Annotated in this window: 16 protein-coding genes, 1 tRNA gene and 1 pseudogene; 13 read left to right on the forward strand and 5 right to left on the reverse strand. The window is 61.8% G+C overall.

The window, feature by feature from the left end; translation table 11 throughout:
• Positions 1-404: 404 nt before the first annotated feature.
• The 3 genes and pseudogenes from EN851_RS06700 to EN851_RS06710 form a co-directional block, all read left to right on the forward strand.
• Positions 405-947 (forward strand): annotated as a pseudogene (locus EN851_RS06700) (alpha/beta fold hydrolase); the annotation flags it as partial.
• A 2-nt stretch (positions 948-949) separates the two neighbouring features.
• On the forward strand, positions 950-1246 hold the full coding sequence (locus EN851_RS06705) for a tyrosine-type recombinase/integrase (protein WP_245464497.1): 297 nt from the start codon (positions 950-952) through the stop codon (positions 1244-1246).
• A gap of 82 nt (positions 1247-1328) precedes the next feature.
• A tRNA-Leu gene (locus EN851_RS06710) sits at positions 1329-1414 on the forward strand.
• A 63-nt stretch (positions 1415-1477) separates the two neighbouring features.
• On the opposite strand, the gene EN851_RS06715 is transcribed toward EN851_RS06710, so the two are convergent.
• Positions 1478-1765, reverse strand: coding sequence for a PilZ domain-containing protein (locus tag EN851_RS06715; RefSeq protein WP_135928803.1), 288 nt, complete (start codon positions 1763-1765; stop codon positions 1478-1480).
• Positions 1766-1975: 210 nt separating this feature from the next.
• Between EN851_RS06715 and EN851_RS06720 the strand changes: the two genes are divergently transcribed.
• The gene (locus EN851_RS06720; protein ID WP_127280345.1) at positions 1976-2515 is read left to right on the forward strand and encodes a J domain-containing protein; all 540 of its coding nucleotides are present in this window, start codon (positions 1976-1978) and stop codon (positions 2513-2515) included.
• A 22-nt stretch (positions 2516-2537) separates the two neighbouring features.
• On the opposite strand, the gene EN851_RS06725 is transcribed toward EN851_RS06720, so the two are convergent.
• Complete coding sequence (locus tag EN851_RS06725) at positions 2538-3116, reverse strand: NUDIX domain-containing protein (protein WP_127280344.1); 579 nt, start codon at positions 3114-3116, stop codon at positions 2538-2540.
• A gap of 157 nt (positions 3117-3273) precedes the next feature.
• Between EN851_RS06725 and EN851_RS06730 the strand changes: the two genes are divergently transcribed.
• The 3 genes from EN851_RS06730 to EN851_RS06740 all read left to right on the forward strand — a co-directional run bounded on the left by EN851_RS06730 (position 3274) and on the right by EN851_RS06740 (position 5268).
• Positions 3274-4377, forward strand: a complete 1104-nt coding sequence (locus EN851_RS06730; RefSeq protein ID WP_135928804.1) for an NADH:flavin oxidoreductase/NADH oxidase — start codon at positions 3274-3276, stop codon at positions 4375-4377.
• Between the two features lie 344 nt (positions 4378-4721).
• Positions 4722-5000: a DUF982 domain-containing protein gene (locus EN851_RS06735; RefSeq protein WP_127280167.1), complete on the forward strand. Its 279-nt coding sequence runs from the start codon at positions 4722-4724 to the stop codon at positions 4998-5000.
• Between the two features lie 28 nt (positions 5001-5028).
• Positions 5029-5268, forward strand: a complete 240-nt coding sequence (locus EN851_RS06740) for a DUF2188 domain-containing protein (RefSeq protein ID WP_015318080.1) — start codon at positions 5029-5031, stop codon at positions 5266-5268.
• A gap of 69 nt (positions 5269-5337) precedes the next feature.
• Here EN851_RS06740 and EN851_RS06745 read toward each other — a convergent pair whose 3' ends face one another.
• Positions 5338-5622 carry a hypothetical protein gene (locus EN851_RS06745; RefSeq protein WP_135928805.1) on the reverse strand — a complete coding sequence of 95 codons (285 nt, stop codon included), beginning with the start codon at positions 5620-5622 and terminating at the stop codon, positions 5338-5340.
• A 55-nt stretch (positions 5623-5677) separates the two neighbouring features.
• Positions 5678-6685, reverse strand: a complete 1008-nt coding sequence (locus tag EN851_RS06750; protein WP_245520699.1) for an alpha/beta hydrolase — start codon at positions 6683-6685, stop codon at positions 5678-5680.
• Between the two features lie 257 nt (positions 6686-6942).
• Between EN851_RS06750 and EN851_RS06755 the strand changes: the two genes are divergently transcribed.
• The 6 genes from EN851_RS06755 (at position 6943) to EN851_RS06780 (ending at position 14802) form a co-directional block, all read left to right on the forward strand.
• The gene (locus EN851_RS06755) at positions 6943-7686 is read left to right on the forward strand and encodes a competence/damage-inducible protein A (protein WP_135928807.1); all 744 of its coding nucleotides are present in this window, start codon (positions 6943-6945) and stop codon (positions 7684-7686) included.
• A gap of 81 nt (positions 7687-7767) precedes the next feature.
• Positions 7768-8601, forward strand: a complete 834-nt coding sequence (locus tag EN851_RS06760) for a universal stress protein (protein WP_127280163.1) — start codon at positions 7768-7770, stop codon at positions 8599-8601.
• Between the two features lie 116 nt (positions 8602-8717).
• Positions 8718-9218 (forward strand): xanthine phosphoribosyltransferase, encoded by a 501-nt coding sequence (gene gpt / locus EN851_RS06765; protein ID WP_127280162.1) that lies wholly within the window; start codon positions 8718-8720, stop codon positions 9216-9218.
• 212 nt (positions 9219-9430) lie between these two features.
• Positions 9431-9919, forward strand: coding sequence for an NUDIX hydrolase (locus EN851_RS06770; RefSeq protein WP_127869515.1), 489 nt, complete (start codon positions 9431-9433; stop codon positions 9917-9919).
• 119 nt (positions 9920-10038) lie between these two features.
• Positions 10039-10350 carry a PilZ domain-containing protein gene (locus tag EN851_RS06775; RefSeq protein WP_135928808.1) on the forward strand — a complete coding sequence of 104 codons (312 nt, stop codon included), beginning with the start codon at positions 10039-10041 and terminating at the stop codon, positions 10348-10350.
• Between the two features lie 672 nt (positions 10351-11022).
• Positions 11023-14802, forward strand: a complete 3780-nt coding sequence (locus EN851_RS06780) for a vitamin B12-dependent ribonucleotide reductase (protein WP_135928809.1) — start codon at positions 11023-11025, stop codon at positions 14800-14802.
• Positions 14803-15039: 237 nt separating this feature from the next.
• On the opposite strand, the gene EN851_RS06785 is transcribed toward EN851_RS06780, so the two are convergent.
• Positions 15040-15561, reverse strand: a complete 522-nt coding sequence (locus tag EN851_RS06785) for a hypothetical protein (RefSeq protein ID WP_135915513.1) — start codon at positions 15559-15561, stop codon at positions 15040-15042.
• Positions 15562-15571 lie beyond the last annotated feature (10 nt).

Below are 15571 nucleotides of genomic sequence, written 5' to 3' on the forward strand. Positions count from 1 at the left end.
GATCGAACGGGTGAGGCAGTGAACCTATGGCGAAGCATCTCTTCACGCTCGATAGCGCCTCATCAATGGCGATCGCCGGCCTTTGCCGCGATGCCCGTGCCGCAGTTGTAAAGGCTCTGCCTGGCGGCAAGCGGGCGGTGGAAGCCGCAAGAGGAGGCAGCGGATGGGTACGCATCCATTGTTCGCCGAATGGCCACTAACCCCGGCAGCAACTCTCGGATCATAGGTGCGCTGGGGCGCCTTCGAGGATGAAGGATTGTTGCGCCGCCAGCCAAGCACTGGGTCGGCGCGTTCGGATGGCATCTGCCGCACTACAGGGAGTTCCACTGCGCGAGCGGTCTGAACCATTTTGGACGCGGCGAGTTCCCTAACTGGAAACCCGGCTGCCTTCCAAGGATATGCGGATGTTCGAGAACTTCGTGCTCGAAACGATCGGAACGAAGAGTGGGCCGATACGGGTGAGGCATGGCGGATCTGGTCCGCCGCTGCTGCTCCTCCACGGCCATCCTCGCTCTCATATGACGTGGGGCCAAGTCGCGAATCTGCTGGTGGCCGATTTCAACGTCCTGTGCCCTGACCTTCCGGGCTTCGGGCGCTCTTACCAACCGAAGGATGACCCGGCGAGCCGATACTCGTCCAAACGAGCGAAGGCGAAGGCCTTGGTGGAGATGATGGAACGGTTAGGGTACCAGACCTTCGTCGTTGCCGGGCATGACCGTGGCAGTCTGGTCGCATTCAGGATGGCGATGGATCATCCCGACAGGGTGCGGAAGCTGATCACGGTAGACGGACTGCCGGTGCTGGAGCATCTGGAACGCGCCGATTGGACATTCGCCCGCGACTGGTACCACTGGTTCTTTTTCGCGCAGCCTGAAAAGCCCGAACGCGCGATCCTGGCGGGAAGCTCGGCAAGGATGCGCTGGTCTTCTGCACCCCGGATGGCGAAGCAATAGCGCCGTCTCGCGTTTCGGGAGCCTGGCGCGATACTATCGACCGCTTGAGGAAGCCAGCCGCGGAAGGCGCGCCAGCTACCATCGAGCTTCCCAAGGTGCGTTTCCATGACTTGAGACACACCCACGCCTCCGCCCTCATCGCTGGCGGGCTCGACGTGGTTGCAATTAGCCGCCGTCTGGGGCATGCGTCACCCGTCGTCACGCTGTCGGTCTACGCGCACTTGTTCAAGAGATCAGACGAAGGCGCGGCAGCGGCGATAGAAGCTGCGATGAGAACAGGCGCGGAACAGTAAACTGGCCGTCGGTGCCAATCCGGTGCCAAGTGAAAGTAAGTGGCTGGACCGGACCTCGCTTAAGTGCTTGTAATCGCAGCAGGCGGACGTGGCGGAATTGGTAGACGCAAGGGACTTAAAATCCCTCGATCTCTGATCGTACGGGTTCGATTCCCGTCGTCCGCACCACATTGAATATCGAACTGCGCTCCCTTGGCAGGCGCGCCCCTGAATATCAGGCCGGCTCCCCTATCATCTAACCTTCAGCGAGAAATTGCCGTGGATTTGGATGCCAAGTCGCTCGCCTTTTCTCCACCGCACTTCCGCTCGATAGGTCGCATCGTCCAACGGCACGCGCAGCCGGAAGGTATCTGGCACTTCAACCCCCGCGGCGACACGCAACTCGGCGCCGTGCTCATGCTGATTTCTGACGGCGCAGCCTATTTCGCCATCCTGCGTGACTATGAACGCATCCTTCAAAACCACTTCTCTCAAGTGGCTTCGACGCTCAATTGGCGGTTCAGAAGGTTTGTCGGTCATGGTAAGCTGCCTCTAACGAGCAAAACGCTATCAGACTAAAGTCTGCGGTGCGGCCGCAAAGGTCTTACGTTTTTGCTTAAGTTCCGTTCTTGTCCTTTGTACGTTCTTTACATTAGCAAATCGTGAAATATTCGGCTCTATAATGATCGACGGGCTTGCCCCGAAACTGTGGCGGGAGAGCCGAAAAGACGCGGTAAGGGAAGGCCTGGTATGTTCGTCGACTTCTACGAAATGCTGGAAATCAGTCCGAATGCCAATTCGGAAACGATAGAACGCATTTTTCGTCATTTTGCCATGCGCTACCATCCCGACAACCAGGTCACCGGTGATGAATCGCGCTTCAGCGATATTCTCGAGGCCCACAACACCCTCAAGGATCCGGTCAAGCGCGCGCAATACGATATTCAGTACAAGGCCCATTTGGACCTGCGGGCCGGACTGACCGACGAGGCGAGCAACACGAAGAACCTCGATCGAGATTCCGTCTTTCAAGCCAAAGTGCTCTCACTGCTTTATGTAAAACGCCGACAGGACGTCAATAATCCTGGCATTGGCGACGATGAGCTCGAACGAATGTCAGGCTGTCCGCGTGAGCACCTCGAGTTTCACCTCTGGTATCTAAAAGCGAAGGGCTGGATAGCCAGAACGGAAAACGGCACGTTCGCCATCACCGTGGAAGGCATCGATCGCGTCAATTCCGAACATCATCGTGAGGCGGCCACCACCCGATTGTTGGATCACGCAGGCTGAATTGGTATCCCCCGGTCTCTGATCAAGCCGAGATCGGGTTCAGTTTCAGATGCTGGATCAGGATGATGGTCTTGGCATCGACAATGCGGCCGTCGGCGATGCCGGCCAGCGCTTCGTCGAGCGGCATTTCCAGGACCTCGATGTCCTCGCCCTCCTCCGGAGCGCCGCCGCCGGCCGAAATGCGGTCGGCAGGCGAATAGCGGGCGACGAAGAACCAGAGCCGCTCGGTGACGCTGCCCGGGCTCATATAGGGCGAAAACAGCCGCTCGATCTTGTTCAACCGGTAACCCAGTTCTTCCTCGGCTTCCTTGCGAATGGCCGTCTCCGGATCGTTTTCGTCCAGCAGCCCGGCACAGGCCTCGATCAGCGGCTCGCGGTGGCCGGTGACATAGGCAGGGTAACGGAACTGGCGCACCAGAAGCACGGTCGAGCGCTGGGGGTCGTAGGGCAGAATCACCGCGCCGTCGCCGCGATCATAGGTCTGGCGGACCTGCGTCTCCCATTGCCCGTCACGCCGGCGATAGTCGAGCACGGTCTTCTTCAGGACCGCCCAGTCGTCGGAGAGAACCTCTTCCGAGCGGATACGAATGCGGTCTTCCATCTGACACCTCAATGCTTGCTGGCGGACGCAGGCGTAGCCGCGAACCGGTACAGGCGCAATCGGGCTAGCGATTGGTCCAGCGCGCTTCACCGTCTCGTGTGTGGTATGGAACGATGCCATTGCCTAGATAGCGCATTCCCCTTCCCGGAGTTTTTTCATGACGACCTCGCTTTTCCAGCCAATCACGCTCGATGGGCTCACCTTCCCCAATCGCATCGCCGTAGCGCCGATGTGCCAGTATTCCGCCGAGGACGGCTCGGCCAGCGACTGGCATCTCTACCACTGGATGAACCTGGCCATGTCCGGCGCCGGCATGGTCACGGTGGAGATGACCGATGTCGAGCGGCGCGGACGCATCAGCCATGGCTGCCTCGGTCTCTATTGCGAAGACAATGAAGCAGCCGCGCGCCGCGCGTTGGACGCGGCCCGGCGCGTGGCCGCACCCGGCACGAAGTTCGGCACGCAGCTGGCGCATGCCGGCCGCAAGGCCTCGAACCGCAAGCCTTGGGAAGGTGGCGGCCCATTGCAGCCAAACGAGGATCCCTGGCAGACCGTCTCGGCCTCGGCCATCGCCTACGACAACGGCTGGAATGTGCCGCACGCGCTGGAGGACGAGGAAATCCTGCAGCTCATCGAGCGGTTCGCGGAAGCCGCCAGGCGGGCCGAACGTGCCGGCTTCGACTTCATCGAACTGCATGCGGCGCATGGCTATCTGATCTTCCAGTTCCTGTCGCCGCTGTCCAACCAGCGCACTGATCGCTGGGGCGGCTCGCTGGAAAACCGGATGCGTCTTGTCGTCGAGATCGCCAGGGCGGTGAAGAAAGCGGTGCCAAAGCTGATGCTCGGCGCACGGCTGTCGGTGAAGGACTGGGTCGATGGCGGCTTTGACGTCGAGGACGCGATCGAAGTGGCGAAAGCGCTGAAGGCCGAAGGCATCGCCTATCTCTGCTGCTCGAGCGGCGGCAATTCGCCGTTGCAGAAATTGCCCACCGGGCCGGGCTATCAGGTGCATCTGGCGGAAGCCGTGCGCAAGGGCGCCGGCATTCCGACGCGTGCGGTCGGGCTGATCGATGACCCGAAACAGGCCGAGGCTGTTATAGCCGAAGGCCGCGCCGATATGGTGGCTCTGGCACGCGCCTTCCTAGCGGATCCGCGGTGGGGATGGCGTGCGGCCGCCACCTTCAGCGAAAAGATCCATCCGGCGCCGCAGCTCGCCCGCTCGGTGACGACGATGGAACATTGGATGAAGGCGGCGGGCTGATCGGCCATTCTCCCGGTACCGGCGTGCTCGCGCTTGTGATCGCGGACGGTTCGCCAACGGCCTGCTTCAATTCTGGCTGCAAAATGTTGCGCTGGGTCAGGCTGCGGCGGGCGCGGCCGCGGCGGGACCGGCTGGGCGAATGCGCGCTGGCTGCGCAACGACTGCGGCTACTGAGACGCCAATACATGGCACCCAGAGGCATGCCCCGGGGCCGAGGGCGGATCCGGTCCGGGGCAACGCTTGCGTCACGCCGAGATCCAAAGCGCGTCACGGACTCGACGCGACCTTTGGGCGCAGGCCGAAGGCCATTTTTGCAACCAAATTGGCTGCTTTGCGTTGCGGCCATGATGGACAACAAGCCTTTTGAGACGCCCGTCGTGGTCGAGCTTGGCCATGTCGGCAAATATCGCCATATCCGCTCGACCCAGGAGGCGGCGGAGTGCCTGATGACTGTGTGGCCGCTCAATCGCGGACCTCGTCATCGAGATGCCCTCGACACTTGCCTCAAAGTGCTGGAAGGATATCGTTCGACGGCGGAAGCGCGCCGGGCACTGATCGAGGCCGCCAAGGAATCGGAAGTGCTGGTGCCCGACGACCGGCTGCCAGACGACCGGTTGCATTGAGCAGGCGGACCTTTAACTGGAGGTTTTGATGGCGAAGCTGACTTACAAGATCGTCGAGCATGACGGTGGCTGGGCCTACAAGGTCGGCGCGACCTTCTCGGAGACATTTCCCACCCATCAGGATGCGTTGCGCGCCGCCGAGATCGCTTCGGCCGAACAACAAGTGGCGGGTTCCACCGATGGCATCCAGTATGAGGACGCCGAGGGCAAATGGCATGAGGAACTTGCCGACGGCCGCGACCGGCCTCAGACCGAAATCTCGGATTGATATCCAGCCAGGCGCCAGCCGCCGACGCCAGGAAAGATGGCGTCCGGCGGCGGGCGACAAGGCGGCTGGCTATTTGCCGCAGTACTGATCGTTGATGTTGCGCTGAGCATTGGCATCGGGGCCTGGAGTGTTTGAGGCACAAGGTCCGGCCGGGCCAGGATTGCCAAGGGTATTCAATCCGGAACCATCGCCGTGGATGCTGCCGGTGGTGCTCTGGTCGACGGCAGAGGAATCCTCATTGCCGAACAGCCACCAATTGTGGTGGTTGGAATAGGTAGCGTCCGACGACTGGGCCATCGCCGATGTGGCGAGACCGATCGTCAGGACGGATGCTGCGAAAAGTTTTCTGTACATTGAATTACTCCGTATCTTGGCCGCCTTGGGATGCGACACGGGGTAAACCCGGCGATCAGCCGGATGGTTCATTGAAATTGTCGTGAACCCTTGGTGATGCCGCATCTGAAAAAGCACGTCGCGCGATGCGTTTGATGAAGGCAACAACCCGTTCCGGCTCGACGAATTGCGGCATGTGGCCGAGACCGTCGACGGGTTCGAAATCTAGTCCTTCGACCTTTTCCCGCATCGGCTCGCCATGGACAGCCATGCCGATGACGCGATCGGCGCCGCCGAAGAGAATGCCGGCCGGTATGGCGATCTCGCCATAGCGGCGCTCGATGTGGCCGAGATCCTCCTCGACAGCCACGACATCGGTCGATGTCGCATGGTAGTGGCCGGGCCTCAAGCCGAGCCATCCGCCTCCCCCGCTCATATAGTCGCCAGGGACGGCTTGCGGCGCGAAGATGAAGTCCATCGTCGGCCGGGCATATCTGAGGCTTGCCGGTATCGCCACGGTATAGGCCATGAACCACCGCAACAGGCGTGAAGGTATGTACAGCAGGTTAAATCCTTGGCGCGTCCTTGTCTCCAGATGCGTCAAGGGCGCCAGCAATGCGATGCCTGAAATCGCATTGGGATGTTCGACGGCCAGGGTCAACGTGATGGCGCCGCCCAGCGAATGGCCCACCACCAACGGCCTTTCCAGTCCCAGGCTTTCGATGAAGCGCCTGATGATCTCGGCCTGCTCGGGCAAGCGGCCCGTCGCTCCGCTTGCCCGCGACGAATAGCCCGAGCCCGGACGGTCGAGCGCGATCAGGCGGTAGCCAGGACCGAAACGGCCAAACACGGTGTGCCGGAAATGATGCAGTTGGGCGCCAAGCCCATGCACGAAGACGACCGGCCGTCCCTCCCCGACATCGACATAGTGGATGCGGTTGCCGTCGATCTCGACGAATTTTCCGACCGGCGGCACCAATCTTTCCGCTTTCGCCGCTATCCACAGCGTGGCCAGCAGCAGAGAGGCAATCACGAGGATCGCCGCAAGAAACGCCGCGCCAAACAGCCAGAGCAGAATCGACATCAGCATTCGTCACCCGGATCCGAGCCGCGCACCTTACCCGCCCGCGATGGCGCCGCAAGGATGGACAAAACAGACCGACTTGGCGAGGCGGTCGTTCACAGCCCGGGTCCGAGAACAATCAGGCTTGTTCCCGTCCAGGCCAGCCAACCACTGCAATCCAGGTGATATCCCCGTATGCCGGGTCGTCCGCCATTTGGGCGGCATTGCCGCCGCTCGTCCGCCGCGCTATTCAGACTGCGCGTCTGCCGGAGCCTTCCATGCCTGAAATCGTTACTGCCGCCATGCTGGTCATCGGCGATGAGATTCTGTCCGGTCGCACCAAGGACAAGAACATCGGCCACCTCGCCGATATCATGACGGCGATCGGCATCGACCTGAAAGAGGTGCGCATCGTGCCCGACGAGGAAGACGAGATCGTCGCGGCGGTGAACGCCGTGCGCGCGCGCTATACCTATGTGTTCACCACCGGCGGCATCGGTCCGACGCATGACGACATCACGGCCGATTCGATCGCCAAGGCGTTCGGCGTGCCTTGCGAATACGATGCCAAGGCCTACGCCCTGCTGGAGGCGAGCTATGCCGCGCGCGGCATCGAATACACGCAGGCCCGCAAGCGCATGGCGCGAATGCCGCGCGGCGCCGACCTTATCGACAACCCGGTGTCCGTGGCGCCCGGCTTCCGCATCGGCAACGTCCATGTCATGGCCGGCGTGCCGTCGATCTTCCAGGCCATGCTCGACAATGTCGTCCCGAACCTGAGAGCCGGCACCAAAATGCTGTCGGCCACGGTGCACTGCCCGTTCGGCGAGGGCCTTGTCGGCGGGCCATTGGGCGAGATCCAGAAAGCGCATCCGGATACGATCATCGGCTCCTACCCCAAATATGGCGACGGCAAGTTCTGGACTGAACTTGTGGTGCGTGCCCGCAGCGCGGATGCGCTTGAGGCCGCGCGCGCCGACGTCGAGGCCATGGTGGCTGGCTTCGCCGACAAGGCGAACTGATCCGGCCGGGCCGGAACCAAGAACGGGGCTGTAACGTTTCCCTGCCGCGAGGCCGGTCGCTCGCAAGATTGAGGGATCATCATGCGTTTCAAGACCATCGTTGCCATTCTGCAGAATGAACAGGACGCCGAGCGGGTGCTCGACTGCGCCATTCCGCTTGCCAGCCGCTTCGAGAGCCATCTGATCGGCATCCATGCCGAGGCGCTCCCAGTGCCCTACACGTCGGCGACGGGCTTTCCCGATACGGAGTTCCTGCAGGTTTCCGCCGACATGAATCGGGAGCGGGCAGACAAGCTCCAGGCTGTCTTCCTCGGGCGGGTCGAGGATTCCGGCCTCTCCTTCGAATGGCGCAGCCTGGAGAGCTTCTCCGGCGACAGCGCGCTGACCGGCATTTCAAGCGTGCGCGCCGCCGATCTCATCATCGCCGCCCAACGCGAGACCGGCGGCGATCCGAGCGCGGACGTCGATACGCTGGTCTACGATGCCGGCCGGCCGGTCCTGGTCGTGCCGCATGCCGGTCCTCTCGTCACCACCTTCAAACGCGTGCTGCTCGCCTGGAACGGCAGTAAGGAGGCCGCCCGCGCCGCCTTCGATGCCTTGCCCTTCATCATCGAGGCCGAGAAAACCGACATACTGGTCATAGATCCGCCCGATACGCTCGACGAAAGCCCGGAGGCCGCGGGCGCCGAAATCGCGTCGGCCCTGTCGCGCCACGGCGCCACCGTCAGTGTCTCGGTGCAGAAATCGGGCGGGAGTTCGGTCGACGACATGATCCAGAACAGGATCGCGGAGACCGGTGCCGATCTCCTGGTGCTTGGCGCCTACAGCCACTCCTGGCTGCGCCAGCTTCTGTTCGGCGGGGTGACACGCACGGTGCTGCGCACGGCGCAGGTAGCGACTTTCCTGTCGAGATAAGTCCACAGCGATCGCGACCGCTCTCCCTTGCCAAACCCAAGGGTTTCCAGTTAATTCCGCGCGCATTCACCTGTTTTCTCGCACGCGGCCGCCGCGTGCCGTGGAGTGCGCGAAAAATGTCCCTTCCCGAAAAAGCCTTCCCGGTCTCCTGGGACCAGTTCCATCGCGACGCCCGCGCGCTTGCCTGGCGGCTTGCCGGCACCAGCAAAGGCCAGTGGAAGGCTATCGTCTGCATTACGCGCGGTGGCCTGGTCCCGGCGGCGATCATCTCGCGCGAACTCGGCATCCGCATCATCGAGACAGTCTGTGTCGCCTCCTATCACGACTACACCAGCCAGGGACAATTGCAGGTGCTGAAGGAGATAACGCCGGCCTTGCTGGCCGACGATGGCGCCGGCGTGCTGATCATCGACGACCTGACCGACACCGGCAAGACCGCCGGCATCGTGCGGGCAATGATGCCCAAGGCCCATTTCGCGACCGTCTACGCCAAGCCCAAGGGCCGGCCGCTGGTCGATACTTTCGTCACCGAGGTCAGCCAGGACACCTGGATCTATTTTCCCTGGGACATGGGTTTCACCTATCAAAAGCCGATCGCCGACGATCACGCCGGTTGATTCGCGGCAAGCCGTTTTTTCCCCAATCAGGCCGTCGCCGGCGATAATATTTGCTTGCGCAGACTGATCCGCCGACAAGATATCCTGTGAAATCGACCTCTGTTGACGGGAATCAGCCAGCTTGACCAAAGTTTTTACTTTTATTGGTCACAATTAGCCGTAAGATTCGTGAGACGGCAAACGATTCTGGAGGCTTGGGGCTAGCTTCTCCGATGTTGACACGGCCAACCACACACAACCACCTGGCTGAGAGGGTCCGGCGACTCTTTGGTACGGCGCCGTGTCGTCTGCAGGTTGCCGCCCTGCCCTGGCGCGATGCCGGGAACGGCGTCGAGGTCATGCTGATCACCAGCCGCGATACCGGCCGCTGGGTGCTTCCAAAAGGCTGGCCGGAAGCCCGGGAGCCGCTCTGCGAAGCGGCAGCGCGCGAGGCCGCCGAGGAAGCGGGACTGCGCGGAAACATTTCCCACCTCGAAGCCGGCCGCTATTTCTACGCCAAGGTGCTGGCTTCGGGCGAAGAAGTGCCTTGCGAGGTGCTGGTGTATCCGCTGCACGTCGACAAGGTCGCCGACCGCTGGAAGGAAAAGCACTCCCGCATCCGCAAATGGGTCAATTCCAGCGAAGCGGTGCGCATGGTCAATGAACCGGACCTGTGTCAGATCATCGCCTATTTCTGCGCCGACCCACGCAGGTTCTCCTAGGGCGCAGGCCATCCACCCCGTGCGTGGATCGTAATCATTTCACAACCATGTGATGTATCGCGTGAATGGTTTGCTAATTTTTCTTCGATAGAAATTGGCCAATCTGGCGCGTTTCATCGATGGCGAACCCTGTAAACCCACTTCAGCAAGAGTCCACCGAGCCCCAGCGCGAGCATCGTCCGCGCGTGCTCAAGGGTGGAACGATCATCACCGGTATCCAGAATTCCGAAGTGAGTTGCATGGTGCGTAACCAGCATGCGGGCGGCGCCGAACTGAAAATACCGCTCGAGGCCCGGGTTCCCGATCATTTCCTTCTCTATGTGCCGCTCGACGGCGTCGCCTATCGCTGCGAGGTCCGCTGGCGCCGCAGCGACCAACTCGGCGTCCAGTTCACCGGCACTGAACCCAAGCCGAAGCTGCATTACGGCTGATCCCTGGCGCACCGGCGTGCCGGGCTTTTTGAGTTCGCGGCACAGTATTTCCGCAGTCCGCGTACACGCACGGGGATCGCGCATACCTGCCGGCGGAAAAATGGCCGCCACAGCGGTCAATTCTATCCCCGTTATCCACATGTGTGACACACAAGATGTTGGGGTCACAAAAGCTACGCAAACGAATCCTTGACGGCTCGAAACGAGTCGCCTTTTATAGGCCATGTGCTCCTGTTGAGAGCGCGACCGGAAAGTTCTGAGCCCGGTCTTTTTCCCGGATTATGTGCGTTTTGCCCGCATTTCCGCCTGTTTACGAGGCCGGCGGAAGCGTTGGGATCGTGGGTGGTGGGCGACGAAAGGGAGAATTGTCGGACTGGAATAAATTGTCTGTTAATACTATATTTAGTGTTTGCAGCTAGGTTCGACGCTAGATAGTGTGAATTTCCCTCAGGTGAGGGAATCGAAAAATTCAGTTTTGAGGGACCCGCGGGGTCGATTGGCAGCCTCGGCAAACGCCCGGCAGGGGGTTTTGTCGTGTTCGTGGCCGCGCCCGCGAAGTGGAGATGCCGGCATTGTTCGCAGTGCCGGCAAACGGCGGACTGCGCGTTTCGTCTTTTGGGGGCAGAAATCCCCTGATGAAAGCGCTATATATGGACAAAAGGGATCGGACCAATGCGCATCGAGCGTCGTTTCACCAAGCCAGGCCAATCTGCTTATGCGGAGATCGAATTCCGCAAGGCGCTTTCCGAGATCAAGAATCCGGATGGCTCGGTGGTGTTCCGCTTGGACAACATCGATGTGCCGGCGCAGTTCTCCCAGGTCGCCGCGGACATCCTGGCCCAAAAATACTTCCGCAAGGCCGGCGTCCCCGCGCGCCTGAAGAAGGTCGAGGAGAACGACGTCCCCTCCTTTCTGTGGCGCTCCGTCGCCGATGAAGCGGAACTCGCCAAGCTGCCGGAAGCCGAGCGCTATGGTTCCGAGATCGACGCCCGCCAGGTCTTCGACCGGCTGGCCGGCACCTGGACCTATTGGGGCTGGAAGGGCGGCTACTTCAAGGCGTCGGAGGAAGACGCGCGCGCCTTCCGCGACGAGCTTGCCTATATGCTGGCGACGCAGCGCGTCGCGCCGAACTCGCCGCAATGGTTCAACACCGGCCTGCACTGGGCCTATGGCATCGACGGTCCGAGCCAGGGTCACTTCTATGTCGACCCCTTCACCGGCAAGCTGACCAAGTCGAAGTCGTCCTACGAGCATCCGCAGCCGCATGCCTGCTTCATCCAGGGCGTGCAGGATGACCTCGTCAACGAGGGCGGCATCATGGATCTGTGGGTGCGCGAGGCGCGCCTGTTCAAATATGGCTCCGGCACCGGCTCGAACTTCTCGCTGCTGCGCGGCGAAGGCGAAAAGCTGTCCGGCGGCGGCCGCTCGTCCGGCCTGATGAGCTTCCTCAAGATCGGCGACCGCGCCGCTGGCGCCATCAAGTCGGGCGGCACGACGCGCCGAGCGGCGAAAATGGTCATCGTCGACGCCGACCATCCCGATATCGAGGAATTCATCGACTGGAAGGTCAATGAAGAACAGAAGGTCGCCTCGCTGGTGACCGGTTCCAAGATCGTCAAGAAGCATCTCGAAGCGATCATGAAGGCCTGCGTCAATTGCGAAGGCCATGACGACGACTGCTTCGATCCGGCCATCAACACGGCGCTGAAGCGCGAGATCAAGTTGGCCAAGAAGTCGGCGGTGCCGGAAAACTACATCTACCGCGTCATCCAGTTCGCCAAGCAGGGCTACACCTCGATGTCGTTCAAGACCTACGACACCGACTGGGATTCTGACGCCTACCTCACCGTTTCGGGCCAGAACTCCAACAATTCGGTGTCGCTGAAGGACAATTTCCTGCGCGCCGTCGAGACCGACGCCGACTGGCACCTGACCGCCCGCAAGGACGGCAAGGTCTTGAAGACGCTGAAGGCTCGCGACCTCTGGGAAAAGATCGGCTACGCCGCCTGGGCTTCCGCTGATCCCGGCCTGCATTTCAACACGACGATGAACGACTGGCACACCTGCGCCTCCGCCGGTGCGATCCGGGCCTCCAACCCGTGCTCGGAATACATGTTCCTCGACGACACGGCCTGCAACCTCGCCTCGATCAATCTGCTCCCCTACCGCAATGCCGACGGCACGATCGACATCGCTGCCTACGAGCACACCGTGCGGCTGTGGACCATGGTTCTCGAAATCTCGGTCATGATGGCGCAGTTCCCATCGAAGGAGATCGCCAAGCTCTCCTACGACTACCGCACGCTCGGCCTCGGCTACGCCAATATTGGCGGCCTGCTGATGACCTCGGGCATTCCCTACGATTCCGACGAGGGCCGCGCGATCTGTGCAGCACTGACCGCGATCATGACCGGCGTTGCCTATTCCACCTCGGCGGAAATGGCTTCCGAGCTCGGCGCTTTCCCCGACTATGACCGCAACGCCCAGAACATGCTGCGCGTCATGCGCAACCATCGCCGCGCCGCCTATGGCGACAAGGACGGTTACGAAAAACTCGCCGTCAATCCGGTCCCTCTCGTGGCGTCCGACCTGAGGCAGCAGGATTTGGCCACCCACGCCAAGGCTGCCTGGGACCGCGCCATCGAACTGGGCGAGGAGCATGGCTACCGCAACGCGCAGGCAACCGTGATCGCACCCACCGGTACGATCGGCCTGGTCATGGATTGCGACACCACCGGCATCGAGCCCGACTTCGCCCTGGTGAAGTTCAAGAAGCTCGCCGGCGGCGGCTATTTCAAGATCATCAACCGCGCGGTGCCAGAAGCGCTGCGCACGTTGGGTTATTCCGAGAGCCAGATCGCCGAGATCGAGGCCTATGCGGTCGGCCACGGCAATCTCAACCAGGCGCCGGCCGTCAACCCCGGCTCGCTCAAGGCCAAAGGCTTCACCGACGACAAGGTCGCGGCGCTCAATGCCGCGCTTAAGTCGGCCTTCGACATCAAGTTCGTCTTCAACCAGTGGACGCTCGGCGCCGACTGGGTGAAGGAGACTTTTGGCTTCACCGACGAGCAGCTCAACGACTTCTCGTTCGAAATGCTGCCGGCGATGGGCTTCTCCCGGAAGGACATCGAGGCCGCCAACATCCATGTCTGCGGTGCTATGACGCTGGAAGGCGCGCCCTTCCTCAAGGCCGAGCACCTCGCCGTGTTCGACTGCGCCAGCCCGTGCGGCAAGATCGGCAAGCGCTCGCTTTCGATCAACAGCCACATCCAGATGATGGCGGCGGCACAGCCGTTCATTTCCGGCGCCATCTCCAAAACCATCAACATGCCGAACGACGCGACGGTGGAGGACGCCAAGAGCGCTTACATGCTGTCGTGGAAACTGGCGCTGAAGGCCAACGCGCTCTACCGCGACGGCTCGAAGCTGTCGCAGCCGCTCAATGCCTCGCTACTCGCCGATGGCGAGGAGGACGAGGACGATGCGGTCGAGCAGCTGATCCAGGCACCGGCGGCGGCGCGCGCGGCGCAGATCACCGAACGCATCGTCGAACGCATCATCGAGCGTGTGTCGCGCGAGCAGGAAAAGCTGCCCGGCCGCCGCAAGGGTTATACGCAGAAGGCCAAGATCGGCGGCAACACCATATTCCTGCGCACCGGCGAATATGACGATGGCCGTCTCGGCGAGATATTCATCGACATGAACAAGGAGGGTGCCACGCTGCGTGGCCTTCTCAATAACTTCGCCATCGCGATCTCGCTCGGCCTGCAATATGGCGTGCCGCTCGACGAATATGTGCACGCCTTCACCTTCACCAAGTTCGAGCCGGCCGGCATGGTCATCGGCAACGACGCCATCAAGAGCGCGACGTCGATCCTCGACTACGTGTTCCGTGAACTGGCCATCTCCTATCTCGGCCGCAACGATCTCGCCCATGTCGACCAGTCGGACTTCTCCAACACCGCGCTTGGCCGCGGCATCAGCGAGGGCAAGACCGACGCCGTCTCCAAGGGCCTGACCCGCGGTTCGCCGGTGAAGCTGGTGTCGAGGGCAAGCGGCAGCGAGCCGAAGGGCTTTGCCGGCTCCGGCACCCCTGCCCGCTCGGCGCCGACGGCCTTCTCCGGCTCCAACGTGCTGGCGTTGAAGCCGGCGAGCGACGAGGCGATCGCCTACAAGCGCGACTATGAGGAGCGGGCCAAGGAACTGGCCGAGGACATCGCCTTCGAGGAAGCGGCTTCCGATGCCTCGACCGATACCACCGCGGCGCTGTTCACCGATACGGCGGCCCAGGAAGCAGCCGAGGCGAAGAAACTCGCCGCCGACCGCCGCGCCAAGTCGCTGCTGCAAGGCTACACCGGCAATTCCTGCTCCGAGTGCCAGAATTTTACCATGGTAAGGAATGGGACTTGCGAGAAGTGCGACACGTGCGGCGCCACGAGCGGGTGCAGCTGAGAAGAATTTGAGGCACTAAACATCGGCTTATTCACGGTATCCAAGGCCGGCCCGAAGGGGTCGGCCTTGGCTTTTTGTTCGGCCCAATCTTACGACCGAGCCGATGATATACGGTGCTTTCCCAAACGCATTTGTCGCCGGGCGGCGCGATGATGAGGGCTTCTTCGGCACGAGCCACGGCAATTGCCCGTCACCGGTGCCAAGAGGGCGCAGGTCAGGCTGATCAGCCCCATCGCGCTATTCATCGCTGCATCCCGCCAAAGTGAAGGCGTCCCATGCCGAGCCGTTCCGATTGGCTTTGGCGAAGTCGGCAAATTCGGTGAAAGCAGCGCCGAAATCAGGCAGCAACAGCCCTTTCGGCGCCGGCGTCGCTTCGCGCGAGTTAAGCTGCTCGGCGCCGCCTCCGGTCAAGGCATAGACCTGGCCCATCCATATCCGGCATAGACCGCTGCCATCCTCCAGCCCCGCCTCGCGGTCGTCGTCGGTGCAGGTGTGGCGGATAGTGCCGAGCGGAAATGAATTCCTGCCATTGGTCCAGGTGATGTCGGCCGGCAGGCTTATATCGGTCTTCGGCACGGTCAGCGAAAACACTTCGGCCGTCTGCGCTGCCGGCTCATTGTGGAGCGGCCGGAATTGCATGACCGCACCCGAACGCGGCTCGCGATAGGTGGCGTGGCTCAACAGACACTCTTTTGCGCTCGCTGCCTGCACGGCGCCGAGCAGAGCCAGGAAGAACAAGGCCGGTTTGCCAGTGATCATTGAATGCCTC

Source organism: Mesorhizobium sp. M8A.F.Ca.ET.208.01.1.1 (assembly GCF_004791315.1).
Classification (GTDB): domain Bacteria; phylum Pseudomonadota; class Alphaproteobacteria; order Rhizobiales; family Rhizobiaceae; genus Mesorhizobium.

Excerpts from the sequence above, each read along its gene's own strand:
- EN851_RS06715 (WP_135928803.1), bottom strand. The coding sequence starts at position 1,765 with ATGACCGACAAACCTTCTGAACCGCCAATTGAGCGTCGAAGCCACTTG.
- EN851_RS06720 (WP_127280345.1), top strand. The coding sequence starts at position 1,976 with ATGTTCGTCGACTTCTACGAAATGCTGGAAATCAGTCCGAATGCCAAT.
- EN851_RS06725 (WP_127280344.1), bottom strand. The coding sequence starts at position 3,116 with ATGGAAGACCGCATTCGTATCCGCTCGGAAGAGGTTCTCTCCGACGAC.
- EN851_RS06730 (WP_135928804.1), top strand. The coding sequence starts at position 3,274 with ATGACGACCTCGCTTTTCCAGCCAATCACGCTCGATGGGCTCACCTTC.
- EN851_RS06735 (WP_127280167.1), top strand. The coding sequence starts at position 4,722 with ATGATGGACAACAAGCCTTTTGAGACGCCCGTCGTGGTCGAGCTTGGC.
- EN851_RS06740 (WP_015318080.1), top strand. The coding sequence starts at position 5,029 with ATGGCGAAGCTGACTTACAAGATCGTCGAGCATGACGGTGGCTGGGCC.
- EN851_RS06745 (WP_135928805.1), bottom strand. The coding sequence starts at position 5,622 with ATGTACAGAAAACTTTTCGCAGCATCCGTCCTGACGATCGGTCTCGCC.
- EN851_RS06750 (WP_245520699.1), bottom strand. The coding sequence starts at position 6,685 with ATGTCGATTCTGCTCTGGCTGTTTGGCGCGGCGTTTCTTGCGGCGATC.
- EN851_RS06755 (WP_135928807.1), top strand. The coding sequence starts at position 6,943 with ATGCCTGAAATCGTTACTGCCGCCATGCTGGTCATCGGCGATGAGATT.
- EN851_RS06760 (WP_127280163.1), top strand. The coding sequence starts at position 7,768 with ATGCGTTTCAAGACCATCGTTGCCATTCTGCAGAATGAACAGGACGCC.
- gpt (WP_127280162.1), top strand. The coding sequence starts at position 8,718 with ATGTCCCTTCCCGAAAAAGCCTTCCCGGTCTCCTGGGACCAGTTCCAT.
- EN851_RS06770 (WP_127869515.1), top strand. The coding sequence starts at position 9,431 with ATGTTGACACGGCCAACCACACACAACCACCTGGCTGAGAGGGTCCGG.
- EN851_RS06775 (WP_135928808.1), top strand. The coding sequence starts at position 10,039 with ATGGCGAACCCTGTAAACCCACTTCAGCAAGAGTCCACCGAGCCCCAG.
- EN851_RS06780 (WP_135928809.1), top strand. The coding sequence starts at position 11,023 with ATGCGCATCGAGCGTCGTTTCACCAAGCCAGGCCAATCTGCTTATGCG.
- EN851_RS06785 (WP_135915513.1), bottom strand. The coding sequence starts at position 15,561 with ATGATCACTGGCAAACCGGCCTTGTTCTTCCTGGCTCTGCTCGGCGCC.